Raw genomic sequence first — 25,795 nt, forward strand, 5'->3', positions numbered from 1 at the left:
AGAATATTATTAGATGCAAAGTTTCAGACCGTCTAATGCGACCATCGTTGCGCTAAAAACTGTCGTCCATCTCACCGCATTAGTGTGGGTGGGGTACTACTATTTTCTCGCCATTAATGATCAGTTAGGTAGTGACCCGGTAAAAGGTATTATTCATTTTACTGGGATGTCGGCTCTGAACATGTTGCTAATTGCGCTTGCCATAAGTCCCTTGGCCAAACGCTTTAAATTGCCCTGGTTATTGCGGTTTCGACGCTTGCTTGGGCTCTATGCATTTTTCTTTGCTTGCCTGCACTTGCTCAACTTTATCTTTTTTGAATTACAGTTCGATATGGCGTTATTCGTCGATGAAGTGATTGAACGTCCTTATATCAGTCTTGGCATGGCTGCTTTTGCGGTATTGCTGGCGCTGGCAATAACCTCTTTTAAATATCTGCAACGCAAGATGGGCCCTAAATGGCAAAAACTACATAACTATGTTTACTTGGCAACGGTTCTGGTGGTGATACATTTTTACTGGTCGGTTAAATCTGACATTATCGAGCCTTCGGTTTATGTCTTAATTCTTGTGGGCTTATTAATGCTACGTCGTAAAAAACTACTCCCAGGTGTATTCGGGCGGCGGGCGAATCGTTAATTTTTTTGTTTTTTTCTCGAGTTTTTCTCGGCTCGTTTCTCTGTTTGAGCTTAGTAAAAAGTGCAAAACTATTGGCAACTTATTAAACTACCCGCAAGTGATTTAATAATGGATAGTTATGAGCCAGCCTGAGGTAATAGAACTGCATCATCGAGTATCAGCAGATAATGTAACCGCGATTGATATCTTGACTGCAGTAACGATGTTGTCGGCAGGGAAGGTAAAACAAGCGATGCAAAAAGGTTGTGTCTGGTTGACCGTAGGTAAAAAGACCAATCGATTGCGACGCGCTAATCGAACCTTAACAAAAGGTCAAACACTGCATCTTTATTACAATCCAGACATTCTTTCGCAACAGGTAACGCCCGCGGTTCTGATTGAAGATGGCGGCGATTACAGCGTTTGGTATAAGCCCTATGGCATGTTGTCTCAAGGCTCTAAATGGAGCGATCACACCACCATTACCCGATTTGCTGAGCAGCATTTAGAGCCACAGCGCCCTTGTTTTCTTGTGCATCGCCTGGATAGAGCAACATCCGGTCTGATGGTTATTGCGCACAGTAAAGGTACGGTTCGCAAGCTGACGGCAGCCTTTGAAAATCGCCAAACCGGTAAACGATACATGGCCATTGTCTGTGGTGATGCGAGGGCTTTACAAGATTATAAAATTGACAATGAACTCGATGGTAAAAATGCGATTAGCCGTGTAACTTGTCTCGAATTCAACCAAGAGCTTGGGCGCAGTAAAGTGGAAGTTGCGATTGAAACCGGCAGAAAGCATCAGATTCGCCGTCATCTATCTGAGCTTGGTTTTCCTATTGTCGGTGATCGCCTGTACTCTAAACCTGAAGACGGCTGGCAGTTAGAAGAAGATCTACAACTTTGCTCCGTCTACCTTTCCTTCCCATCCCCAATCGATGAAACGCTTCTGCAATTTGTTCTTCCAATCGAATATCAGATTTAACTTAAAAACTAAATGCATTGCCAGAAGCTTCTGGCAAAAATTCTACCCCAACTACAGCGATAGAGTTTTGAAGAATATTTAACAAGACACCCATCGTAGCCACCCGGATTCAACAAAACTAAATTACTAAGACCCAATTACTTAGATAGCCACTGTAACCCTCGAGTATTGCCTGGAATCCACTGTAAGTTCAGGGCAATTATCAAGACACCCATGCTAATTGAACGTCCCAAAAATGAATTGTTTACCATTAATGATGAACTTCAATGCTGGAGAACTTAGAAGAATGATTCGAAATCAATTCTCCTGATAGCTTCATTGTTAAATACATCCATTGCTAGGTTACAGTGGGTGTCTTGATAGCGCTATACCGTCTTTCTCTTTTAAGCCTTTAGCTGCAATGGATTTCAAGAATCTTAGAGTCGAACTTGATATTTACCGTGAGGGAGCTGACTGTGCTTTGGGTTTGATATTTTCGAAGTGCCATTGTGGTTTCCTCCTCCTCCACTTGCCTGGAATAAATTTTATATCGGTTTGTTAACAAAACTTGTTACGGTGGGTGTCTTGATAAAAGGGGGAATGGCTATAACGGTGGGTGTCTTGATAACTCAAGGGGCATATTTCGATCGGTGGAAAAGGCGCATCGCTGTCTGGAGAGGGAGTCAGCAATGCGCAAAGCTTGGTTGTTGGGCTTAATGCTTATGCGCAATCGGCGATGGTTTGTGAGCCGACGGTGTCTTTTGGTTCTGGGATTACGGATAGGGCGTGTTTTAAATCGGCGATGATATCGTCGACGTGTTCCAGACCTACGGCAATTCGAATTAAACCATTGCTGATGCCGGCCTCCAGTCGCTCTTCCTCAGAGTAAGGAGAATGCGTCATCGAAGCAGGATGCTGAATCAACGATTCGGCATCACCGAGGCTAACGGCAATGGAGAACAGCTGGGTCGAATTGATGAGTTTCTTGCCATCTTCTATTCCACCTTTTATCTCAAACCCTATCACTCCGCCAGCGCCAAGCATTTGTGTTCCCATGTAAGGATTGCCGGGGTGGCTGCTAAGACCGGGATAATAGACGTGTTTTACTTTAGGGTGAGATTGCAGGTACTCAGCAACGACTTGCGCGGATTCGCAATGTTGTTTAACCCGAATTGGCAATGTTTTCAGACCGCGAAGAATTAACCAGGCATCGTGTGGGCTGATGGTAGCACCGATGTCTTTTAAAACGGTCAGCTTGATTTGTTCAATCATGGTTTTGCTACCGCAAACGATACCTGCAACAACGTCACCGTGCCCATTTAAATATTTAGTTGCGCTATGGATAACAATGTCGATGCCAAATTTTGCCGGCTGTTGCAAAATAGGGCTTAAGAAAGTGTTATCGACAATGGATATTAGCTGATGTTGTTTAGCTACTTTGCCTAGCATATCCAAATTAATTACATCGAGAGTGGGATTAATCGGCGTTTCGGCAAATATGACTTTAGTGTTAGCCCGAACAGCTTTTTCTATGCTGCCAGGAACTCTCATATCCACAAACGTTACATCAATGCCAAAACGCGTAAGCTGGTGACGAATCAACGAGTAGCTGCATCCGTATAGGGCTTTTGAAGCGATTAAATGATCACCCGCTGACAGATTCGTTAGTAACGCCGCAGATACTGCGCCCATACCGGTTGCCGTGGCCGCAGCATCTTCCATACCTTCAAGCTGCGCTACTTTCTGTTCTAACTGTCTGACTGTTGGATTACCCAGACGCGAATAAATATACCCCGAAGCCTCTCCAGCAAAGCGTTCACCACCTTGTTCAGCGCTGTCGAAAACGAACGTTGATGTCTGATAGATAGGCGTGGTGAGCGAACCATACTGTTCGTCTTTAACTTTGCCTGCATGAATTGCAGCGGTTTCTAAATGCTTAAACTTATTTTTCATGATCTTTTACCAATAGCGGTTGTTATTCTTCTGATTAAAAGGGGTATTACTACTGAACTACATAGCAAACCGTGAGCCAAAGTTTTTAAATCTATATATATCAGCTGTTTACGGGGTTGGTTTTCATTGTTTCTGTTCTTTATTGTAATAATTTTGTTACAAATTCTGACGATTATTGCTATTTGTTATTTTTTGTATTATTTTTGTTACGCTCGTAATGAAAATGATACATTTGGGCGTTCGAATTAAGATATGGTGTTATGCGTTTAACGGTTGAATCAGAAGATAGAGTCGGAATAACCCAGGAAATCCTGGCGAAAGTTGCTGTGCTTAAAGTGAACCTCATTGCAATGGAGGTGACGCGTTATCATACGTATCTGCATCTTGATACGGTAAGCTCAGCTCTGATAACCCAATTATTATCGATAGCCGGGGTAAACCAGGTTTACGAGATCGATTTATTGCCCGGTGAACGGACCGCGAAACAATTAGAAGCCATGTTGGCGAAAATACCAGAGCCGATTTTAGATATAGATCGCAATGGCCAGATACTGATGGCGAATCGCTCGGCGCAGCAAGCCTGGAAAAGCTTTTCTGGTAATACCGAGCAATCACCACTAATTGGCTCGATGATTTCAAACTGCGTTGAGCAGAAATTGCGGGTATTTTTAACCGAGCAATCGGTTACTCAGGAAATTACTTTTTCCGGCATTCAATATTTCTGCGACATTACTCCAGTTAAAGTTGGGGGAAAGGTTCAGGGGGCAATTTTAGTACTTCGGTCATTGACCGATGTAGGGCGCCACCTGGCGGCAACGCAAACCAATGAACGGGGGGGATTTGATACCATTATCGGAAAATCTGTGAAACTTATGCAGGCGCTGGAACAAGCGCGCAAATTTGCGAATTTAGAGCTTCCTGTTTTGATTCAGGGAGAAACTGGTACCGGCAAAGAGCTGTTAGCGCGAGCGATTCATGACAACAGTGGGCGAACGCGTAAGCCATTTTTGGCGATTAACTGTGCGTCTCTTGCCGAGCATTTATTGGAAAGTGAATTATTTGGTTACGCCGCGGGGGCGTTTACTGGCGCCAAGAGTGGCGGTAAACCCGGGCTATTCGAGCTTGCCGATGGTGGCACGGTATTTCTAGATGAAATCGCGGAAATGTCGGTCTACTTGCAAGCCAAGTTGTTACGTTTTTTACAGGACTATCGTTTTCGACGCGTCGGCGGCCTAAAGGAAAAGCATGTCGATGTGCGGATCATCAGTGCTACCCATGAAAATTTATCGGCGTTGGTGGAGAGTAAATCCTTTCGTGAAGATTTGTTTTACCGCTTAAATGTCTTGAATCTTTCACTGCCAGGTCTTCGTGAACGCCAGAGCGATATTCCGTTGCTGGTCGAACATTTTGTAAAAAATGCCGCAACTCAGATAAATCTACCTGTTCCTGAAATCGCCCCAGGAGTCCAACAACAACTGCTAAATTATCGATGGCCAGGAAATGTTCGTCAGTTGCAAAACACCTTGTTCCGGGCGGTAGCTCTGGCTGAGGATGGGCTAGTTAATCAATTGGAGTTGGATGGAGATATTCCACAGCCGACACTTTCCACTAACGAGATGGTTGTAGGCATTGGTGAGACTAAAGCAAGCGCAGAAAACACTTCGCTAAAAGGTAGGAGCGAATCGGATTTCGATAACCTTGGACAGGCTCATCGTGTTTTTGAAAAACAGCTATTTGAACGCATGCTGCCACTGTATCCAAGCACGCGAAAACTGGCAGAACGACTTGGTGTGTCGCACAACACCATTGCGCTTAAATTAAGGCAACACGGGTTATCGACGAAACGATGATACTTACGGATTGTTTATGCGAAACATACGGTAAACGCCGGTTTTTAAATAACCGCGGAACAGGTTTTTCTCAATCCTGGCCAAACGATTTTTAAGCTTTTCTCGTCGAACCAGATAGCGTAACGCTTTTATCACCTTTCGATCCTTTTGGTGTTTTGCTGCGCGCAAAAGGTTCTCGACGATTTTAAAATCTTCCAGAGTTCTTAGCCGCCAGTTTAACACCGGTTTCAAACTATCAAGTGGTTCCAATGTCGGACAATCGGTACTGAGCAACCTAAGAATCAAGCGGGTTCGAACGCATTTTTCGCATTCACCACAGTTGTATTCTTTGTCCATCCAGCAAACTCTGAGCGTTTGCATTGCCAGTCGATGCTTTTTTAAAAACTTAAGCTTTTGATAACGCACCAAGGGGGTATCGTAGAAAAAACGGGTCGCTTCACTGGCATAAAGAGGGTCGGTGACCGGCGTAGTTCCATCGGGGTAAACATCAATCAACGGTTGACTGGAAGGGATCAACACCATTTGAAAACCACTTAAAAGCCCGGTTGCAGCAAGGCCAGCTCCGCAAAAATACTTTTTCCAACTTAGCCCAAAAGCATGGGGGAGGTAGCGAATATTGGAACGAATATTAATCAGTGGAATACTGAAGGTATTGGCAAAGGCCTGATTTTTTCGTTTTACTTCTTCGAGAAGTTCTTGGTTATCAAGCTGAATATCAATGCCTTCAACAAATAATAACGCATCGAGCTGTTTGCGGTTTTTGACGAAGCTATAGATACTATCGACGCCACCTGAGAAGAAACAGGCATTGGATTTTAAGGTGATTTCACTGATGTCCTGTTCGGCGACGATATCTACCATACTTAGGTGAGGCCACCATTGACAATAGATCCGCTGAAGTTGGATCAGCCCCAAATAAAGGGTTCTGGAAACAGGTTTTTTCGATTGCACAATAATGGGTTGGCCAGTTTGCATGGCTGGCAGTAACGCCGCAGCAACGAATGCGTCGATAACGTCGGTACGGCCAATATCTTTGGGTAAGGTAAACCACAGTTTAAAGTTGTCTAGGTATGCACTTATCGTGTGCTTGTCGCCTTGGCTTTCGTGGCTGATTTCAGAAATGATCATGACCGAATGTCTTGAAACGTGTCACTTTGTCTGATGAATTCGATGCTTTAGGGCGTTGCACGGTAATGAAAAGTAAGGACCAGTTCATTAGAATTTCACCGTCAATCAGACGATAACCAAGGTATTTATCAATGCCTGAAACGATTTCATCTAAGTTGGCCAAATCCAGGCCAAATAGCAGCTGACAATAATTTGCCATGTCTTCGATACTATCAAAATGCCAGTAGTAATCTTCCTTTACCTGGGATTGGATAATTAATCCGGTAGCTTCCATCGCCTGAAGATCCTGGCGATTCAGAAACATCCCCTGATGTCCGAGCGAATTAAACTTATCAACGAACTTGTTTAAAAACTTATCGACTTTGCAGCCTTCGGGAACGTCGGCAATAACTGCCTTTCCTCCGGGCCTTAAAACACGATAGATTTCCCGATAAACCGGAAACCTATCGAATGTGTGGTGCATTCCTGCGAGCGAATATAGTAGATCCTGACTTTGATCAGCCAAAGAAATCTTATTTAATGGACACAATACTTTATGGTGGCTATCCGATTCATGACAAAAGTCGAAAAATGTCTGGCTGGTTTCAATGGCGGTGTAGGAAATATCCTGCTCGGATAAGTAATGGCTCAGGTAACCACCACCTGCTGGTAGGTCGGCAATGACCTGAGAACGATTTGCTGGCAATTGTTTCAATAAATTTGCAAACTCTTCATCACGGGCATGCGGGCAACGATTCATTGCCTGTTGATAGAGTTTACCGCGCTGCTCAAATATCCCTTGATACGAAAGGTTCATAGTCCGTTGTTTTTATTGTTGATGTTCATTCGATAATGATTAGTATAGTTGACATTATTAAAGCTGCTTTGTTGCCGGAAAACTAAGCGGCAATTAAGGTGTTAGGTAGGTTTCATGCAATCCATTTTGTGCAATAACAGGTCCATTTGTCCGTCAAAAATCGTCTGTATTGGGCGTAATTATGTTGAGCATATCGAGGAGTTAGGTAATTCGATTCCAGATGAAATGGTGGTGTTTTTAAAGCCAAACTCAGCGATAAGGCAGCAACTGCGAGCGGTGCATCAAGAGCCCCTGCATTTTGAAGCAGAATTAGCTTTTGTTTATCAGCAAGGCCGTTTTAGCGCAGTAGCAGCCGGGTTAGACCTCACCAAACGAGGTCTGCAAAGCAAACTAAAAGAGAAAGGTCTGCCATGGGAGCGGGCAAAAGCTTTTGACGGTTCGGCGCTGTTTAGTGAATTTGTCGAAATTGACTCGGTTGACGATTTATCAATTGAATTGGATATTGATGGGCAGCGACGTCAGCAGGGCAGTGTAGCCATGATGATGTACTCACCAGCTTTCATTTTGGAGCAACTGCGGGAATTTATAACACTAGAGGACGGCGATATTGTGATGACAGGGACGCCCAAAGGTGTCGGAGAGGTGGTCGCCGGGTCGGTGTTCGAGGCCAGGGTTAAGCAAGATGGTAAATTGCTGACCAGTCAAAAATGGCAAGCTCAATAAGGAGAAAAAATGCAAAGGGTCAGAGTTATTTAATTTTCAACACCTCTGACTCCTTGATCGTATGACTGAACCGGAACCAGCTTTTGACTAGCCACCGATGAACTTTACTTTAAAGCCGGCTTTTTCTAATTCAGCTTTGATGATATCGCGCTTATCGCCCTGAATTTCGATGGTTTCATCGATAACGGTACCGCCGGTGCCACATTTTTGCTTTAAGGTTTTAGCCAATGCTTTCAGCTCTTTGGGTGCTAATCCTAAGCCGGTAATAGTGACGACGCCTTTACCTTTTCGGCCCTTAGTTTCACGTCTGACTCTGGCAAATCCGTCAGAGGGAGTGACTTCTGGCTCCTGCGGTTCGTCTTTGATACGGCCACCATCGGTAGAGAAGACTAATTTTGATAATTGATCGCGCATCGCGTTCTCACTTAATACATTTCGACAACCTAGTTGCCTGATTATACCGATTATATTTTTCACTGCCCAGAAACAAAAACACCCGCATGTGCGGGTGTTTTATCTAAGCTTTAGCTTATAGCTTGCCTTCCAGCTCAGGCAGTACTTCAAATAAGTCGGCAACTAAACCGTAGTCAGCAACCTGGAAGATAGGTGCTTCAGCGTCTTTGTTGATAGCAACGATGACTTTGGAATCTTTCATACCAGCAAGGTGTTGAATCGCGCCGGAAATACCCACTGCAATGTACAAATCAGGAGCCACGATTTTACCGGTTTGACCAACCTGCATATCGTTTGGTACGAAGCCAGCATCAACGGCGGCACGAGATGCACCAATCGCAGCGCCTAGCTTATCGGCGATACCTTCAAGTAGCTGGAAGTTGTCACCGTTTTGCATACCACGGCCACCAGAGATAACGACAGAAGCAGCGCCTAAATCAGGGCGTTCAGATTCTGTGAATTCATCTTTAACGTGGCTGGAGATACCGGCATCAGTTGCCTGGCCTAACGCTTCAATTGCGGCATCGCCATCGGTTGCAACCGCATCGAATGCTGTTGCACGAACGGTGATAACCTTTTTGCTATCCAGGCTTTGCACGGTAGCAATGGCATTACCCGCGTAAATTGGACGAACAAAGGTATCAGCCGATTCTACGCCGATGATGTCAGAGATTTGCGCGACATCTAAAAGCGCTGCCACTCGTGGCATGAAGTTTTTACCAGTGGTAGTTGCACAGCCTAGAAGGTAGTCGTAATCACCGCTGATTTCGTTTACTAACAAGCTTACGTTTTCTGCCAGTTGTTCTGCGTAAGCGGCATTGTCTGCCACGAGTACTTTGCGTACGCCGTTGGCTTTTGCTGCCTGCTCGGCAACGGCCTGGCAATCGCTACCTGCAACTAATACGTCGATATCGCTGCCAAGTTGTTGCGCCGCGCTTAACGTTTTCAGCGTTTCAGCTTTCAGGCTGTTATTATCATGTTCTGCAATTACTAATATAGCCATTAGATCACCTTCGCTTCATTTTTTAATTTTTCGACTAACTCATCGACCGTTTCTACGACGATACCGGCTTCACGCTGTGCTGGCGGCGTAACCTTTAACAATTTAGTACGAGGCGATAAATCGATACCGAAATCCGCAGCAGATTTTACATCTAGAGGCTTACGTTTTGCTTTCATAATGTTAGGCAAAGATGCATAACGAGGTTCGTTCAGACGTAAGTCGGTAGTGATAATTGCAGGTAGGTTCAAACTTAGGGTTTGCAAACCTCCGTCAACCTCACGGGTAACCGACACTTTATCGCCATCAACAACGACTTCTGAAGCGAAAGTACCTTGCGCTAACCCAGTTAGTGCAGCAAGCATCTGACCAGTCTGATTGTTATCGCTATCGATTGCCTGCTTACCCATTAATACGATTTGCGGCTGCTCTTCTTCAACAACCTTTTGTAGTAACTTGGCAATGTTCAACGCGTCCAGTTCACCGTCGGCTTCAACCTGGATTGCACGGTCAGCACCAAGTGCTAATGCGGTGCGTAATTGTTCCTGACAGCTCTTGTCGCCAATGGATACTGCAACGATTTCTGTCGCCACGCCTTTCTCTTTTAAGCGAACCGCTTCTTCTACGGCAATTTCACAAAATGGGTTGATCGCCATTTTGGTATTGGTTAGATCAACGTTACTGTTATCGGCTTTCACCCTAACCTTAACGTTGTAGTCAATCACTCGTTTGATTGGCACTAAAATTTTCATATGAACCCCATGGTGCCTGTGGCACGAATCGTTATTTGTTCGAAATTTTTGCAAATAACTTACTGCACTTGCTGGCTAAATTCAATCAAGTGTTTTAAATTATCGTTTGAAATTTCTTGTTGTGTGCATGAAAGATTACTCAGCCCTCATCAAAAGATCAATGAAATCGGGGGTAGAAACTGATTTTTAGCAATCGCCTGAAGTGTTCAGATAGGTTTCCGAGTGGTATCTGTGATATAACGTACACAACAACATACATAAGTATTTACTGAGCAAGATAACAAAAAGCTAATGCCGGTAAATCAAACTAAAGTTATTACAGCAAGTATTAGAGCAAGAGGGGGTTTACGTGGAACGTGAATCGATGGACTTTGATGTCGTTATTGTAGGGGCCGGACCGTCCGGTTTATCAGCAGCAATAAAATTGATGCAACAAGCCCAGGAAAAAGATCAGGAATTGATGGTCTGTGTGGTTGAGAAAGGCTCGGAAGTGGGCGCGCATATTTTATCTGGTGCTGTGTTTGAACCTCGTTCGCTCGCCGAATTATTTCCAAACTATGAAGAGCTGGGTGCGCCGGTAACTACCAAAGTTACCGGTGATGATATTTATTACCTAACCGGTGAAGAAAAAGGTACTAAGCTACCAGGCTTTGCAACACCGAAAACCATGCACAATGAAGGTAATTATATTGTCTCGATGGGCAACATGTGTCGCTGGCTAGCCGAGCAGGCCGAAGCTTTAGGTGTGGAAATTTTCCCGGGTTTCCCAGCACAACAAGTGATTTACGAAGACGGCAAAGTCGCCGGTGTGATCACCCAGGATATGGGCCTGGACGTTGACGGCAACCCGAAAGATTCTTACATGCCGGGGATGGAGCTAAGAGCCAAATATACGATTTTTGCCGAAGGCTGTCGTGGTCATTTGGGCAAAGAGTTAATCGCTAAATTCGCTTTAGACGAAGGCAAGTCGCCGCAGCATTACGGTATTGGTTTTAAAGAAATCTGGGATATTGACCCGGAAAAACATCAGGAAGGCCTGGTGGTCCACAGTGCCGGTTGGCCGTTAACGAGTGATACTACCGGTGGTGGTTATCTTTATCATGCTGAAAACAACCAGGTATTTGTTGGGTTGATTATCGATTTAAATTATTCGAACCCGCACTTAAGCCCGTTTGATGAATTTCAACGCATGAAACATCATCCAATCTATAAACAGTACCTGGAAGGCGGCAAGCGTGTTTCCTACGGCGCCAGGGCTTTGGCCAAAGGCGGTTATAATTCCTTGGTTAAAATGACCATGCCGGGTGGTCTGTTAGTTGGTTGCGATGCTGGTACCATTAATTACGCCAAAATCAAAGGTAATCATACGGCAATGAAGTCGGGCATTTTGGCTGCGGAAACTATCTTTGAAGCTATCTCCGGCGGTGATGAAGGTGGTAGTGATTTAACCGCATTTGCAGACAAATTTGAGTCGTCCTGGTTGTATGATGAGTTATACAACACTCGTAACTTTGGTCCGGCAATGCACAAGCTCGGTACCTTTATGGGGGGGGCCTATAACACGCTCGATCAAAACTTCTTCGGCGGTAAATTGCCATTTAACTTCCAAGATGAAACGTTAGATTACGCTCAGCTCAAACTGGCAAACGAAGCGCCAATGATTAACTATCCAAAACCGGATGGTGAATTGAGCTTTGACAAACTGAGTTCGGTATTTTTATCCAATACCAACCATGAAGAAGAGCAACCGTGTCACTTAAAACTTAAAGACCCGGAAATCCCAATTACCGTCAACTGGCCAAAATACGGTGAGCCAGCACAGCGTTATTGTCCGGCAGGGGTTTATGAAGTAGAAGAAAGTGATGAAGGTGCAAAATTTGTGATCAACTCACAAAACTGCATTCACTGTAAAACCTGTGATATCAAAGACCCGAGCCAGAACATTACCTGGGTTACCCCAGAAGGGACCGGTGGTCCGAATTACCCGAATATGTAAGGTAAACAAAAAAGGCGCTGTTAGCGCCTTTTTTGCTCTTCGGGGAAGGTGTCAAAGGGTGACGACGGTGACAACGAATTTCTCTGATTTCCTGTAGTTTCAGGAAATGACGCTCAGATTTTCTGCACTCTGCCTTCTGCGGTCTTTAATGCCTTTAAGGTGTCAAAGGGTGACGACGGTGACAGTTTGAAAGGGAGGCCTTTCAAACAGGTGACAACGAAGTGCCTTGGAGTCTGTCACCGAAGTGAATAAAATAGCAATGCTGAGAATATTCACGTAACTGGTCACCTTTTCTAACTCTTTGATTTAGAAATGACACCCAACTCGATGTTTTACGGTTGCAACAAATACGTTTGCCATTCTCCATCAACCCGTTCAAAACAGAGTCTATCGTGTAAGCGATTGGCCCGGCCTTGCCAGAACTCAATGTAATGAGGCACGACACGATAACCACCCCAAAACTCCGGCAATGGCACTTGCTTACCGGCAAACTCTTGCTCATATTGCTTTTCTTTTTGGTGCAATTCGTGTTTGCTAATTATTTTTTTGCTTTGGTTCGATGCCCAGGCACCAATCTGGCTACCGCGCCCACGGCTATGGAAATAGGCCTCAGATTCTTGTTTACTGATTTTTTCCACCCGGCCTTCGATACGAACCTGACGCTGCAATACAGACCAGTGAAATAACAATGCGACCTGATTATTGGCGATTAGCTCTTCGCTCTTGCGACTACCGTAGTTGGTATAAAACACAAATCCGCGCTCATCGAAGGATTTCAACAGTACCATTCTTGATGATGGCTGGCCTTCGCTGTTGCAACTACTGACCGACATCGCTTCTGGTAACAACAATCCCGATTTATTAGCGTCTTCAAACCAGGTGTCAAAGATTGAAAATGGTGATTTGTCCTCAGGGATTTCAGCCATCGGCAGAGCAACCCCCTGGCCAAAGGTTAATAAGCAGCGTAGTTTTTCTAACAGTGTCATAGGTTTAGGTTCAGTGCGATAAATAGGGCAAATAAGATTTATTTTAACAGTAATAGGTGAAGAGAAGGAAGTAAACGACAATGACTAGGTAGCAAAGGTGTCAGAGGTGTCAAAGGTGTCAAAGGTGTCAGAGATGTCAAAGGTGTCAAAGGTGTCAGAGGTGTCAAAGGTGTCAGAGGTGTCAAAGGTGTCAGAGGTGTCAGCTTGAAAGAAAAGCTTTCAAGCAGGTGTCAACGAATCGCCTTAGGCTTGTCACCGAAGCGAAAACGGCAAGCACCGCTTAGCAATGTCGCGTAACTCGTCACTGAAGCGAAAACAGCAAGCACCGCTTAGCAATGTCGCGTAACTCGTCACCGAAGCGAAAACGGCAAGCACTGCTTAGCAATGTCGCGTAACTCGTCACCGAAGCGAAACAGCAAGCACCGCTTAGCAATGTCGCGTAACCCGTCACCTTTTTCACCGTTTGTCACCTCTGCAAACGCGTCGAGTGAATTTTACTCAATTGTTATTTCTATAACTTACTAACATCGTTGTATTTTTCTAATGCAGTTTGGCAATTATGAAAATCTGTACTGTAATTAAAGTGTCATAAAAGAATAATAAACTGAGAACTTTTTAGTGCCCCCGTTATCTATCATGAAATTAAACAGTGTGCATTACATTGATACACCCTATGAGGGTATCAATGAAGCCGATTATCTAATAGAAAAAAAACGATTACAGGTTGAATTATTGAAGATTCAACAGCGTTTGATACGTGAAAATCAGCGTTTAGCCGTCACTTTTGACGGTCGCGATGCTGCAGGTAAAGGTTCAACCATAAAGCGTTTTACTGAATTCTTAATTCCCAGTTTTTTCGACATTGTTGCCCTTGGTATTCCAACTCCTTCGGAGTCTAAATACTGGTTCCGCCGTTATGAAAAACACTTACCTGAAGCAGGTCATATATCCTTTTTCGATCGCTCCTGGTACAACCGCGCACTCATTGAACCGGTGATGGGATATTGTACCGAAAGTCAGTACAAGTACTTTATGAAAAAAGTTTTAAACTGGGAGCACAAGCAAATAGATAAAGGTTTATTACTGGTTAAATTTTATTTATCGGTGGATGCTGAAACCCAGTTATTGCGCTTTGAAGACAGGATCCGTAACCCTCTTACTTATTGGAAGTTTTCCGATAACGATTTAAAAGCCAGAAAAAAATGGAAGCTCTATACCGATTATAAACTGCAAATGCTGGCAAGCACCTCGTCGGTAAAATCTCCCTGGGTAATTGTTCAGGGAAATAAAAAACGTGAGGCTCGGTTAACATGTATGCTACATTTAGTCAGACTGCTCGGCGAAGATGATTTTATTCCAATGACCGGAGAAAGAATCGTCAAAAATCAGGAGATTGAGCTTGCCGGAGTGAAATTCAAAGGCTTAAGTTTACGACAAATTGCTGTGCTTGAAGAGCTGCAGGAACAGGCAGATAACTTCCAGACCAATAAAGCAGAAAACTTTCAAGCCAGTAATACTGAGTAGCGATATATGACGTCAGCATCCAAAAAAACGACCTTGAAGGACACCATAGGTCTGCCCACCATTGCCTCTGCCGGGGGCCTTGTTTATAACGATTCCCATCATATCTTATTAATGTTCAAGCGCGGTAAATGGGATATGCCCAAAGGCCGGATTGAGGAAGACCAAAAGGTTGAGATTACTGCACTTCGGGAAGTTAACGAAGAAACCGGCCTTGATATTGATAAATTGCATATCACCGGGAAATTAGTCTCCACCTGGCATACTACGCGTCATGGCAATACGAAGTATTTAAAGAAAACCCATTGGTTTTTGATGAAATATAGTGGTGATGACGATCAAACTGATCCTCAGGTTGAAGAGGGCATTATTGAATGCCGCTGGGTGCATTTGAGCGATTTGCCGGAATATCGAGAATTGTTAACTGCCAGGGTAAATTATGTAGTCGATTTCTGGCATCAAAACCTTGCTTACTACCCGAGAAAATAGCATAAAAAATGGCGCAAACGGTTATCGTTAGCGCCACGTTTGGTAAATACCGTCCACAGATTAAGCAAAGGTCATTTCAGGCACATCACCACTAATGACTAATTCGCCTTCGGTAAGGCGTTGGATCTCTTCAACACTTACGCCCGGTGCTCTTTCAAGTAGGTGAAATTTACCGTCTTTGATTTCGATAAATGCAAGATCGGTCAGGACTTTCTTAATGCAGCCTTTACCGGTCAATGGCAGTGTACATTGCTTTAAAAGCTTTGACTGACCATGCTTTGAGGCGTGGGTCATGGTAACGATAATGTTATCGGCACCAGCCACCAAATCCATGGCGCCGCCCATACCTTTGATAAGCTTGCCTGGGATCATGTAGGAAGCGATATTGCCTTCAACGTCCACTTCAAATGCCCCCAAAACCGTTAAATCTACATGGCCGCCGCGGATCATCGCAAAAGATTCGGCACTGTCGAATAACGACGCGCCTTTGATCATAGTGACCGTTTGTTTACCGGCATTGATTAAATCCGCATCTAATTCTTCTTCGGTTGGAAAAGCGCCCATGCCAAGCAGACCATTTTCCGATTGCAGCATCACTTCCATCCCCTCAGGGATATAGTTTGCCACCAATGTCGGAATACCAATGCCTAGATTTACGTAATACCCATCCTGAAGTTCCTGAGCCACCCGCATGGCCAATTGTTCTCTTGATAATGCCATGGGATCTCCTAACCTTTTGCTAGTGTGCGTTGTTCGATACGTTTTTCGAACGTACCTTGAATTAAACGATCGACATAAATGCCTGGGGTGTGAATCTCATCGGGATCCAGGCTACCGACAGGAACGATTTCTTCAACCTCAACAACGGTGATTTTACCGGCGGTCGCGGCCATTGGGTTAAAGTTTCTGGCTGTTTTTCGAAATACCAGGTTACCGTAGGTATCGGCTTTGTAGGCTTTTACGATGGCAAAATCGCCGCGGATGCTTTCTTCGAGAATGTATTTACGGCCATCAAATTCGCGAACTTCTTTACCTTCGCCCACCGGGGTACCATAACCTGTTGCGGTATAGAATGCTGGAATACCAGCACCGCCAGCGCGCATTTTCTCCGCCAATGTTCCCTGCGGAGTAAGCTCAACTTCCAATTCGCCATTCATCATCTGGCGCTCAAATTCGGCATTTTCACCGACATAAGAGGCAACGATTTTCTTGATTTGTCTTTCGCCCAGCAACAGGCCAAGACCAAAGTCATCAACACCACAGTTATTCGAGACCAGAGTCAGGCCTTTAATTTTCTGACGCTGGATTTCTTTGATTAGGTTTTCGGGGATACCACAGAGGCCGAAACCTCCGGCAATAACCGTCATATTGTCGGTCAGACCGGCTAGCGCTTCCTGATAGCTGCTAACCACTTTATTAAACCCTGACATATTAACTCCTGATTATATTTATAGAGATGTTAAACGGTTACTTCACCGTCCAGCCACCATCAAGTACCAATGCCTGGCCAGTCATATTGCGAGCCTGCTTTGAAGCGAGAAATTCAACCGTATGGGCAATCTCTTCAATATCGATAAAAGACTTTTTCGGCATCGGCTCAAGCATAATTTTATCGATCACATCGGCTTCACTCATGCCATGCTGTTTTGCCTGATCAGCGATTTGCTTTTCTACTAAAGCCGTTTTTACATAAGCCGGACAAATTGTATTGATGGTGATATCGGTATCCGCGGTTTCCAGGGCGATTACTTTGGAAAAGCCGATAAGGCCGTGTTTCGCTGCCACATAGGCGGATTTGAAAGGAGAAGCAACCAAGCCATGAATGGAACCGATATTGATAATGCGGCCAAAACCCTGGGCACGCATTTTTGGTAATATCTTCTGACAGCTTCTGGTTGGCCCAACTAATAAAACATCCAGGATCAGTTGCCATTTATCCATTGGAAAATCTTCGAGACGTGAAACATGCTGGATACCGGCATTGTTAATTAATACATCGATACGTACGCCATCGAGATTTGCCATCAGGTTGTCGAGGTCTTCACTGCTGGTAACATCTAACGGATAACCGGTCGCGGTGACGCCATCTTTTGCTAACAGACTAAGCGCTTCGTCAACCCGCTGCTGATTAATATCGGTAATGATAATGTCATGGCCTTTCAAGCCCATAGATTTTGCTACACCATAACCAATGCCACTGGCGGCACCGGTTATTAACATGGTTTGCGAAGTCATAAATTACTGCTCCAAAAATGTCGTCAATGCTTCTGCTTTGCTTTGAATTGAAAAAATGCCATCGAGATGACCCCACATGCCGTCGATTTCTTCGTATTGAGAACCCTCACCAATTAACTCATGGGCTTGTTGAGCCATTTGCGGATACAACAGCAAATCATTAGTCGCCGGCAGAAACAGGGTTTTTGCTTTTATCTGATTCATCGCCGCGGCAAGGTCGTTGTTGTAGCCAGCAATAAAGGTTTGATTAGCACGCACCAAATATAAGATGTGATTCGCATCTATCACCTCGGTACGGGCTTTGGCCGCATTGTACAGCCAGTCAACCACGGGATAGCTGGTATAAATATCGTTCAATGGGCCTTCTGACAACGGGTTATGATTAGGGTTTGAGGCGTTAAAGATGATTGGATGCATCGCTTCTTGAGTGATTAGTGCCAATGATTGCGTCAGGCCTTGAATCGGCTTTTCGCCATCGTAATAATTGCCAAGTTTCCAGTTTGGATCCTGCTTGATTGGATATGCCCATTTCTCTAGACCCGCAACCAACCAGGCATCGACTTGCGCTGTGCCAATTACCGATACCATTCGCTCTACCATATCGGGATAGGCAACCGCCCAGTCAATGGCTTGCATCGAACCCATGGAGGGGCCCACAACGGCATGTAGCTTAGTAATCCCGAGGCTGTCGATTAATGCCTTTTGCACATTAACAAAATCACGAATGGTCACTACTGGAAAACTCAAACCGTAGTGCTTGCCGGTGCGCGGGTTGATTGTTGCCGGGCCAGTGGTAATGACATTTGGGTCGTAAACACTGGCATTAACCAGGGTATCGGAACTGATCACGTAGTATTTGTTGGTATCAATCGCCTTACCGGGTCCAATGATAGCGTCCCAGTATCCTGGGAGTGGGTCGGATTCATTGTATTTACCGGCAGCATGACTGTTACCGGTAAAGTAATGGGTAATTAATATCGCATTCGACTTATCTTCATTAAGTTCTCCATAGGCTTCCCAGCCAATATTTACGGTATCGATTACCGAACCATTAAAAGTTCTAAAATCTTTAGTGGTAAACTTTTGCTTTTGTACCAACAAGGTTTCTGCGAATGCCAGGTTGCCAATCAGGCAAACGGTAAGACAAAGCAGTTTCAAGATTTTCATTGTTATAACGTTCCTATTCTTGTACTTATTCTTGCGACTTATTAATAACTTAGGTTCTTCATAGTTTAGAACAGAATAAATAAGCCAATAGCTAAAGCCAAGCCGATTAATGGCACGACCCCGGTCATCGCAAACATCGACCAATACGCACTCGCATGGGTCTCTTTACAGATAGCACGAATGGTTGTTACCACATAACCGTTATGAGGCAAGGTATCTAAAGCACCAGAACTGATAGCGACAACCCGATGTAATTCTTCCGGATTGACTCCCTGATCAATGTAGTGAGGTGCAATTAACGGCAGGGCAATCGCCTGGCCGCCAGATGCCGAACCGGTTAAGCCGGCAATGACACTTACCGCGACGGCAGCACCAATTAACTCGTTACCCGGTATTTGTGTCATTACATCTACGGCCATACCGAAAGCGGCTGTGGATTTTGCCACCGCTCCAAATCCAACAACCGCGGCTGTATTACCAATCGCGATTAGGGCTCCGGTTGTGCCTTCCGTTACTGCATTACTGATGTTATGAAAATGACGGCCGTTAATCAGCATGATGCTAAGTACACCGCCACCAAGGGCAAGTATCAGGGCATTGTGACCGAATATATCGTGAAAACTAAAAGACAACGCCAGTACAACGATAAGCGGGAGTAAACCAGTGATTGGATGAGGATAGTCACGTTCCGGGATATGCGGGTCGTCATCTCGGCCTTCAAATTGCTCGCCATTGGCTACCGCTTTGGCGATCATTTTCTTTAACCACCAATAACCGAACATCGCCATGAATACCGCAACAACCAGGCTTACTTCCCAGCCAGCATATGGCGAGGTACCCAGATATTTGATTGGGATCCAGTTTTGAATTTCCGGTGAGCCTGCAGAGGTCATGGTAAAGGTCACTGAACCAAAGGCTAAAGCTGCAGGAATAAAACGACGCGGCAGGTTGGCATCTTTAAACAAACTCAATGCCATCGGATATACGGAGAACGCCACTACGAAAAGGTTAACGCCACCATAGGTGAGAATGGCACAGGCAGCAACAACCGCGAATACTGCTTTTTTCATTCCCAGGCGATCGACAATCCAGCGGGCAACGCTGTCGGCAGCTCCGGTATCTTCCATGAATTTGCCAAACAACGAGCCAAGCAAAAACATAAAAAACCAGGAGGCAATAAAGCTGGTGAAACCAGACATATAAGTGGCAACGAAATATTCGTCACCGGTAAGTATTGCCATCTGGTTAGATACGGCAACGATCAATGCACACAAAGGTGCACTGATAAAGAGGTTCATTCCTCGCATAGTCAGCACAATCAGTAAAACTAATCCGCCGACCAGGCCCAGCATACTTAACATAGGTATTTCCTGAGTTGGTGATAATTATTATTGTTTTGTGATTGAAATAAACTGAGCTGCATAAGAGGGTTAGTGGAAAATTTGTTATCGCATCCAAGCTAAACCCCGTGCTAAATTGTGCGCCAGAATTCTGGCCATGGGTATAGTACTTAAGTATGAGTTACTTTTTTTCAGTCATCGGCTAGATTGTGTCTTGATTGAATAAAATACTGCAAACCAAATGATAAGTATCAGCGCCTCTCGCTGCTACAAATCACAGAAACATAACAAGAATAATTCCAAATAAATTGGGGGAGATATGAAGTCAACCTATAGTAATTCACGCAAAACACTCTGCGCACTGGCAGTCAGTGCCGCTATTTTCGGCCCGGTCACAGCTGTCGCGGAAGAAGAACAGGAAGCCCTGGACAGTAAAGGTCTGGAGCGCATCGAAGTTACTGCCCGTAAAACGGTAGAAAATCTTCAGGAAGTTCCGGTCGCGGTAACATCGATTGGTGCTGAAGAGCTGGCAACCAATGGTATTGAGGTACTAACCGAAGTACAGCAATTTTCTCCAAACACCACATTACAGCGCAGCCGCGGTACCAACTCTACCATTACCGCGTTTATCCGTGGTGTTGGTCAGCAGGATCCTCTTTGGGGCTATGAACCGGGTGTCGGTATTTATGTTGATGACGTTTACATTGCTCGTCCTCAAGGTGCGGTTCTGGATCTTTTAGACGTCGAGCGCATCGAGGTACTTCGCGGTCCACAAGGTACGCTTTACGGTAAAAACACCATCGGTGGTGCTATCAAGTACGTAACCAAAGAAATGAGTGGTGATGCTGAATTGAATATTCAGGGTACTATCGGTTCATATAGTCAGACAGATTTGAAAGCTACCGGTCAGTTTCCAATAATTGACGATATGCTTTACGTTGGTTTTGGCATTGCCTCTTTGCAAAGGGATGGCTTCGGAGAGTATCTTGAAATTGCACCAGAATTAGGGAAGCAGGACAAGGAAAACTACAACAAAGATGTTGTGGCCGGCCGGGTAACCGTGGAATTCCGTCCGATTGACGATTTGTTTATTCGTTTCAACTACGATAAGACTGAAGATGAATCAAATTCTAAAGGTGGCTATCGATTATTACCAAGTCTATTAGACCCAAGTGCTCCAGTTCCGGATAGTGTATACGATTCTTACACGTCGCTTCCTACCTGGAATAAGGTAGAGCTTGAAGGTTACAGCTTAACGGCTAATTGGAATTTTTCAGACACAACAAGCATTAAATATACGTTCTCAGATCGAGATAGCTATTCTCCGACAAACATCGACTTTGACAACACCACTCAGAGAAACTTCGATGTTCCAGCGATTTACGATGATCAACAAACAACCCACGAACTGCAACTGAATAACGTTGGTGATCGCCACAAATTAGTCGCTGGTTTGTATTACTATGATGCGGAATCATGTGGTCAATTCGAAGCAATATTGGAAGGCCTCGGTGCTGCATTGGGCCCTGCGTTTGGCATTCCTGATTTAGTGAACGGAGGATTCGCATCCTCGGTAACCCGTGAAGTCAGTGGCTGTTCAAACGGTAAATCGCAGGCAGCATACGCTCAGTTAAGTTATGATTTCACTGATAGTCTATCGGTAACCGCCGGTGGTCGATACACCAAAGATGAAAAACGTGCGACGGTAAATAATGGCCTGGTGTGGGATACGGTTTATCCAGAATCTGGTTGGGTAGAAGGTTATCAGCGCCCAAGTGATTCAGATCCTGTACTTCCTGTAGGATTTCCAGTACCTAGTGTACTCGATGATTCGGAAGATTGGTCGAAATTTACTCCGCGTATTGGCGTAGAGTATCAGGCAAACGATGACATGATGTTCTTCGCAAGTTTTGCTCAGGGCTTCAAATCAGGTACCTTTAATCCGCGTGCAACTTTTGCTGAGCCGGCTGCTGATCCAGAAGATGTTGATTCGTATGAAATTGGTATGAAGGCTGAGTGGTTTGAAAATTCTCTGAGAACAAATATCACAGCGTTTAGTCTTGATCACAAAGATCGTCAGTATGTATCGGCATTGCCAGTAGAAAGTGGCGTAGACTTGAACCAAATTCTTGCTAACGTTGGTTCATCGGAGTCGCAAGGTATTGAAGCGGAAATTTCCTATCAAGTGATGGAAGATCTACGTTTTGACGTTGCCTTTGGTTACATCGATACCGAATTTAACGAAGTTGTTGGTTACGAGGAAGACACAAACGGCGAAATCGTTCAGATCGATTTATCAGACCGCTATACGGTAGCCAATACCCCTAAGTACACCTTTAATTTTGCTGCTAATTATACTCTGGAAACAGGTATTGGTGATTTCATCTTTAATGGTAATTATTACTATCGCGATGATTACGGCATTAATGAAATCGATAACCTGTTGTCTCAAGACGGCTATGGTCTGCTAAATTTCAGTGTTAATTGGTTCAGTAATGATGGAAACTGGTACGCTGGTCTACACGCCAAAAACTTAACCGATGAAGAGTATCTGGTTGGTGGTTATCAGTTTGTTACTGTTGATGAAAATGGTGACTACGTGCCAGGCACCGGTGGCGATAATACCTTGATTGGTTATTATGGCGACCCGCAAACGGTATCACTAACAGTAGGTTATCAATTCTAAGAGCCTTTCTGGTAAATCTGGTATCAGGAAGTTACTCCCACTTTCTGGTACCAGTTCACACCCAGGGAAGACTGGTGTGAAATTTTCAAAATTATGTTATTAATAAGGCGTGTTTCCCAATGAGTTATGATGTTGTGAAAATTGCCATCGCCGATGATCATCCATTATTTCGTACTGCGTTGATCCAGGCAGCATCGAAAACCTTAGCTAATAGTAAAATTCTTGAAGCAGAATCCTTTGCGCAGTTGCAGACTCTGTTGCAGGAACATGATGATCTGGAGCTGATATTTCTTGATATTAATATGCCAGGTAATGATGGATTTTCTGGCTTGTCGCGGATCAAAAATGGCTTTCCTGATATTCAGGTGATCATGGTTTCGGCGATAGAAGATGGCAAAGTGATTAGTCGGGCAATTGATTTAGGTGCAAGTGGCTACATTCCTAAATCATCGTCACTGGAGCAGATATCCAGAGCCATTGCCACGGTTTTAAACGGCGAAACCTGGATACCGGAAGGCATTGCCGTGGATGACGTAAACGGCCCTGAAAAGCAGTTAGCTGAAAAGCTGGAATCTCTGACACCAGCGCAGTTCAATGTACTGCAAATGATTTGCGATGGTCTGTTGAATAAACAAATCGCTTATGAAATGAATATTCAGGAAACCACCGTCAAAAACCATGTGTCAGCTATTTTACAAAAACTCAACGTTAATAACCGGACCCAGGCTGGACTTATTTATCAGCAACTGAAATCCGTTGAACAGCAAACGGAATCTTTGGTGTAATTTCCCTTGTTAAAAAGGGTTAAGAATGTAGCCTTGTTGTTGTAGCAATAGATTCGCAGTCATTGCCGATAAGGCCATATTGATACCGGGTTTTAGCTGCGCCGGACCTATCTGATAATAACTCGCTGACTGACCACAGACATAGATTTCTACACCATTATCAAGTAAGGCGGCCAGCAGGTCATCATTGACATTATCCATCTCCATGCGCTTTTGATAAAACTCATTCAGCAACATTTCTTCAGTTGCCTTGCCATGAATAACCATCGCGATTTTCAGGTTTTCTTTTGGTACTCCCGCCGCCACATGCATATTGATGAATCTGGCTACGGTGTTGTAATTGCGATTTATTGTTCCATCTTCAGAAGGTTCGCTGATATCAAAAAAAATTTTGAAGCTCTGCTGCTTTGGATTTTCCAGGGCGCCGGGTATTTGTACTTTTGGACCATACTCTGCAATTACCGGTCCGTTACTAAATTCCGGCACTTTCGCGCTCACCTCACCGCTAAATAAGGTGAATAATAAACTAACTGCTAATATTAGATTCTTGAACATAGGTTAATTTCCGTTTGTCTGGAATTTTAAACTGTTACACAAAAATGTGTAACTGGAAAGTATATCGCCAGCGATAAGGTCTCAGTTTTTTGAGTCCATGTCGAAAACGAAAGTGCGTCAGTTAGGGTAGGGTAATGAATCAGCAAAAAGGGAACATCAGCCAGTTTTCCACCATTATGTTGGTCGAGGATGATCAGGTTTTTTCGTCTTTGATGAAGACCTATCTGGAAAAATCCTCCTATGTGGTTGAGCAGGTGTTTCGCGGCGATCAGGCGTATCGCACCCAGATCAAAACTCAGCCTGACTTAGTAATACTCGATATTGGTTTGCCAGGTAAAGACGGCTACAAGGTCTGCCACGAATTACGCAGCACCTACAAAGGCCCGATATTATTTTTAACCTCCCACGCCAGTGAAGCCGAGCATCTTGCTGCGTTTAATGTTGGCGCCGATGATTATTTAGTAAAACCTGCAAGTCCGCAGGTTGTGCTTGCCCACGTTGATGCGTTAATGCGCCGCTATAAAGAACAGATTAATTCCGGTAAGCGCCAGACATTGGAAGTTGGGGAAATCTCGTTAACACCGGCAGAGCAGCGCTGTGCCATTAACGGGGAAGAGGTAGCCTTATCTAATTTTGAATTCGAACTGCTTACCTTACTTATGTACAACGTTGGTAAAGTTATTACCCGGGATAACATCTATAAACTGCTGTTAGGACGTGAATATGATGGCTCTGAACGCTCCGTTGATGTCCGTGTTTCGCGGCTTAGAGACAAGTTGATGAGCCAGGGAGCAGAGAAGGCGCACATTAAAACCATATGGGGTAAAGGTTACCTGTTAAGTGAGGATTAACCGCTAATTTCAGTAATTCTTAAAAAATTCTCGATTTATTCCCAAGATATCCGACTTAGGCGTTGCAATTTACCGCTTTTTTCGTAATCATGTAGGGAATAATTTTAAAAGTAATAGCCTTAGTGGAGGCCTGTAATGGCAATTAAACGTGCCCACGAAACGGATGAAGCTGAAGTAGACATGACACCGATGCTTGATATCGTTTTCATCATGTTGATTTTCTTCATTGTAACTACCTCTTTCGTGAAAGAGTCTGGTTTAGATGTAAATAGACCAAAGGCGTCTAAGTCTGAGCCAAATCCAAAGAAAAAATCGATTTTAGTTCGTGTTAATGAGTACGGTAATATCATCATTAACAACCGTCAGGTAGACCCTGAGCGTGTTTCAGCTTATGTTGAATCATTGCTAGCGGAAAACCCGACTGAAACGTTGGTTTTAGACGCGCACGAAGATGCGGCTCACGAAACTATCGTTATCGTTGCTGACCAGGCGAAATCTCTTGGTTTGAATATCGCGGTTGTGTCTAAGTCATAATCCGCTGAGGCGATAAGCCTCCTGTTACGAACAGAAAAAAAGGTGTCAGAGTAATCTGACACCTTTTTTTATTGCTTAGTTTCTGACTGGCTTACATTGCGTAAATTCACTTCAACCCGAGTTATCAGGATTGATTTACTTGCGAATCCTGTTCAACGATTTCTTCTTCTAATAAATCGTTATTCGCCTGAAACAGGAGGATAAAAACACCTGCAGTAACGATTAGACTGGCGACGATAGAAACCTGTAACGCGATAAACGTGGCATCTTCTACAAACATTAACGATAGCTCGATAATGCTGGTGAATACCCCGGTTAAAGACAGAAAAATTAAAATGAAATATGACGTTGGTGCAACGCTGATATGTTGTTTTTCTTGTTGTATTAATTTTTTAAGGCTCATCAACTGCAATTC

At 44.3% G+C, this 25,795-nt stretch carries 25 protein-coding genes; 11 read left to right on the forward strand and 14 right to left on the reverse strand.

The genetic code is table 11. From position 1 onward, the window contains the following. The first annotated feature begins 13 nt into the window (after positions 1-13). Both msrQ and FNC98_RS03765 read left to right on the forward strand, forming a co-directional pair. A complete protein-coding gene (gene msrQ / locus FNC98_RS03760; RefSeq protein ID WP_143580007.1) occupies positions 14-637 on the forward strand; it encodes a protein-methionine-sulfoxide reductase heme-binding subunit MsrQ in 624 nt (207 codons plus the stop codon). Positions 638-755: 118 nt separating this feature from the next. After that, on the forward strand, positions 756-1,601 hold the full coding sequence (locus tag FNC98_RS03765; RefSeq protein ID WP_143580008.1) for an RluA family pseudouridine synthase: 846 nt from the start codon (positions 756-758) through the stop codon (positions 1,599-1,601). A 699-nt stretch (positions 1,602-2,300) separates the two neighbouring features. Here the strand turns inward: FNC98_RS03765 and megL are convergent. Continuing rightward, positions 2,301-3,533 carry a methionine gamma-lyase gene (gene megL, locus FNC98_RS03770; RefSeq protein WP_143580009.1) on the reverse strand — a complete coding sequence of 411 codons (1,233 nt, stop codon included), beginning with the start codon at positions 3,531-3,533 and terminating at the stop codon, positions 2,301-2,303. Positions 3,534-3,793: 260 nt separating this feature from the next. Here megL and FNC98_RS03775 point away from each other — a divergent pair, with 260 nt between their 5' ends. Further along, positions 3,794-5,383, forward strand: coding sequence for a sigma 54-interacting transcriptional regulator (locus FNC98_RS03775; protein WP_143580010.1), 1,590 nt, complete (start codon positions 3,794-3,796; stop codon positions 5,381-5,383). Between the two features lie 3 nt (positions 5,384-5,386). Here FNC98_RS03775 and FNC98_RS03780 read toward each other — a convergent pair whose 3' ends face one another. Both FNC98_RS03780 and FNC98_RS03785 read right to left on the reverse strand, forming a co-directional pair. Further along, on the reverse strand, positions 5,387-6,511 hold the full coding sequence (locus FNC98_RS03780; RefSeq protein WP_143580011.1) for a hypothetical protein: 1,125 nt from the start codon (positions 6,509-6,511) through the stop codon (positions 5,387-5,389). After that, the gene (locus FNC98_RS03785; RefSeq protein ID WP_143580012.1) at positions 6,498-7,307 is read right to left on the reverse strand and encodes a class I SAM-dependent methyltransferase; all 810 of its coding nucleotides are present in this window, start codon (positions 7,305-7,307) and stop codon (positions 6,498-6,500) included. Before FNC98_RS03785 ends, FNC98_RS03780 begins: the two co-directional genes overlap by 14 nt. Positions 7,308-7,421: 114 nt before the next feature. On the opposite strand from FNC98_RS03785, the gene FNC98_RS03790 reads away from it, so the two are divergent. Next, the gene (locus FNC98_RS03790; RefSeq protein WP_143580013.1) at positions 7,422-8,030 is read left to right on the forward strand and encodes a fumarylacetoacetate hydrolase family protein; all 609 of its coding nucleotides are present in this window, start codon (positions 7,422-7,424) and stop codon (positions 8,028-8,030) included. An 87-nt stretch (positions 8,031-8,117) separates the two neighbouring features. Here FNC98_RS03790 and FNC98_RS03795 read toward each other — a convergent pair whose 3' ends face one another. The 3 genes from FNC98_RS03795 to FNC98_RS03805 all read right to left on the reverse strand — a co-directional run bounded on the left by FNC98_RS03795 (position 8,118) and on the right by FNC98_RS03805 (position 10,235). Continuing rightward, the gene (locus FNC98_RS03795; protein WP_143580014.1) at positions 8,118-8,444 is read right to left on the reverse strand and encodes a translation initiation factor; all 327 of its coding nucleotides are present in this window, start codon (positions 8,442-8,444) and stop codon (positions 8,118-8,120) included. Between the two features lie 115 nt (positions 8,445-8,559). Continuing rightward, positions 8,560-9,486, reverse strand: a complete 927-nt coding sequence (locus tag FNC98_RS03800; RefSeq protein ID WP_143580015.1) for an electron transfer flavoprotein subunit alpha/FixB family protein — start codon at positions 9,484-9,486, stop codon at positions 8,560-8,562. Next, positions 9,486-10,235, reverse strand: coding sequence for an electron transfer flavoprotein subunit beta/FixA family protein (locus FNC98_RS03805; RefSeq protein WP_143580016.1), 750 nt, complete (start codon positions 10,233-10,235; stop codon positions 9,486-9,488). Before FNC98_RS03805 ends, FNC98_RS03800 begins: the two co-directional genes overlap by 1 nt. Before the next feature lie 364 nt (positions 10,236-10,599). Here FNC98_RS03805 and FNC98_RS03810 point away from each other — a divergent pair, with 364 nt between their 5' ends. After that, the gene (locus FNC98_RS03810) at positions 10,600-12,231 is read left to right on the forward strand and encodes an electron transfer flavoprotein-ubiquinone oxidoreductase (protein WP_144035445.1); all 1,632 of its coding nucleotides are present in this window, start codon (positions 10,600-10,602) and stop codon (positions 12,229-12,231) included. Between the two features lie 332 nt (positions 12,232-12,563). On the opposite strand, the gene pdxH is transcribed toward FNC98_RS03810, so the two are convergent. Next, positions 12,564-13,217, reverse strand: coding sequence for a pyridoxamine 5'-phosphate oxidase (gene pdxH, locus FNC98_RS03815; protein ID WP_143580017.1), 654 nt, complete (start codon positions 13,215-13,217; stop codon positions 12,564-12,566). Between the two features lie 636 nt (positions 13,218-13,853). Here pdxH and FNC98_RS03825 point away from each other — a divergent pair. After that, entirely contained in the window at positions 13,854-14,741 is an 888-nt protein-coding gene (locus FNC98_RS03825) for a polyphosphate kinase (RefSeq protein ID WP_143580018.1), read from the forward strand. Between the two features lie 6 nt (positions 14,742-14,747). Next, on the forward strand, positions 14,748-15,227 hold the full coding sequence (locus FNC98_RS03830; RefSeq protein ID WP_143580019.1) for an NUDIX hydrolase: 480 nt from the start codon (positions 14,748-14,750) through the stop codon (positions 15,225-15,227). Between the two features lie 60 nt (positions 15,228-15,287). Here the strand turns inward: FNC98_RS03830 and FNC98_RS03835 are convergent, their stop codons facing one another. The 5 genes from FNC98_RS03835 to FNC98_RS03855 all read right to left on the reverse strand — a co-directional run bounded on the left by FNC98_RS03835 (position 15,288) and on the right by FNC98_RS03855 (position 19,990). After that, positions 15,288-15,947 (reverse strand): CoA transferase subunit B, encoded by a 660-nt coding sequence (locus tag FNC98_RS03835; RefSeq protein ID WP_143580020.1) that lies wholly within the window; start codon positions 15,945-15,947, stop codon positions 15,288-15,290. A gap of 8 nt (positions 15,948-15,955) precedes the next feature. After that, positions 15,956-16,657, reverse strand: a complete 702-nt coding sequence (locus tag FNC98_RS03840) for a CoA transferase subunit A (protein WP_143580021.1) — start codon at positions 16,655-16,657, stop codon at positions 15,956-15,958. Between the two features lie 37 nt (positions 16,658-16,694). Next, positions 16,695-17,462: a 3-hydroxybutyrate dehydrogenase gene (locus FNC98_RS03845; RefSeq protein WP_143580022.1), complete on the reverse strand. Its 768-nt coding sequence runs from the start codon at positions 17,460-17,462 to the stop codon at positions 16,695-16,697. Between the two features lie 3 nt (positions 17,463-17,465). Next, positions 17,466-18,629 (reverse strand): homoserine O-acetyltransferase, encoded by a 1,164-nt coding sequence (locus tag FNC98_RS03850; RefSeq protein ID WP_143580023.1) that lies wholly within the window; start codon positions 18,627-18,629, stop codon positions 17,466-17,468. A 65-nt stretch (positions 18,630-18,694) separates the two neighbouring features. Beyond that, a complete protein-coding gene (locus FNC98_RS03855) occupies positions 18,695-19,990 on the reverse strand; it encodes a GntP family permease (RefSeq protein WP_143580024.1) in 1,296 nt (431 codons plus the stop codon). 298 nt (positions 19,991-20,288) lie between these two features. On the opposite strand from FNC98_RS03855, the gene FNC98_RS03860 reads away from it, so the two are divergent. Continuing rightward, positions 20,289-22,655 carry a TonB-dependent receptor gene (locus FNC98_RS03860; protein ID WP_143580025.1) on the forward strand — a complete coding sequence of 789 codons (2,367 nt, stop codon included), beginning with the start codon at positions 20,289-20,291 and terminating at the stop codon, positions 22,653-22,655. A 119-nt stretch (positions 22,656-22,774) separates the two neighbouring features. Then, positions 22,775-23,440 carry a response regulator gene (locus FNC98_RS03865; RefSeq protein ID WP_143580026.1) on the forward strand — a complete coding sequence of 222 codons (666 nt, stop codon included), beginning with the start codon at positions 22,775-22,777 and terminating at the stop codon, positions 23,438-23,440. A 9-nt stretch (positions 23,441-23,449) separates the two neighbouring features. On the opposite strand, the gene FNC98_RS03870 is transcribed toward FNC98_RS03865, so the two are convergent. Continuing rightward, the gene (locus FNC98_RS03870; protein ID WP_143580027.1) at positions 23,450-23,995 is read right to left on the reverse strand and encodes a DsrE family protein; all 546 of its coding nucleotides are present in this window, start codon (positions 23,993-23,995) and stop codon (positions 23,450-23,452) included. A 134-nt stretch (positions 23,996-24,129) separates the two neighbouring features. On the opposite strand from FNC98_RS03870, the gene FNC98_RS03875 reads away from it, so the two are divergent. Then, positions 24,130-24,846 (forward strand): response regulator transcription factor, encoded by a 717-nt coding sequence (locus tag FNC98_RS03875; protein ID WP_143580028.1) that lies wholly within the window; start codon positions 24,130-24,132, stop codon positions 24,844-24,846. A gap of 135 nt (positions 24,847-24,981) precedes the next feature. Beyond that, positions 24,982-25,380, forward strand: a complete 399-nt coding sequence (locus FNC98_RS03880; RefSeq protein ID WP_143580029.1) for an ExbD/TolR family protein — start codon at positions 24,982-24,984, stop codon at positions 25,378-25,380. A gap of 124 nt (positions 25,381-25,504) precedes the next feature. Here FNC98_RS03880 and FNC98_RS03885 read toward each other — a convergent pair whose 3' ends face one another. After that, a complete protein-coding gene (locus FNC98_RS03885) occupies positions 25,505-25,783 on the reverse strand; it encodes a hypothetical protein (protein ID WP_143580030.1) in 279 nt (92 codons plus the stop codon). Between the last annotated feature and the right edge of the window lie 12 nt (positions 25,784-25,795).

The organism is Thalassotalea sp. PS06, from assembly GCF_007197775.1.
GTDB lineage: Bacteria > Pseudomonadota > Gammaproteobacteria > Enterobacterales > Alteromonadaceae > Thalassotalea_A.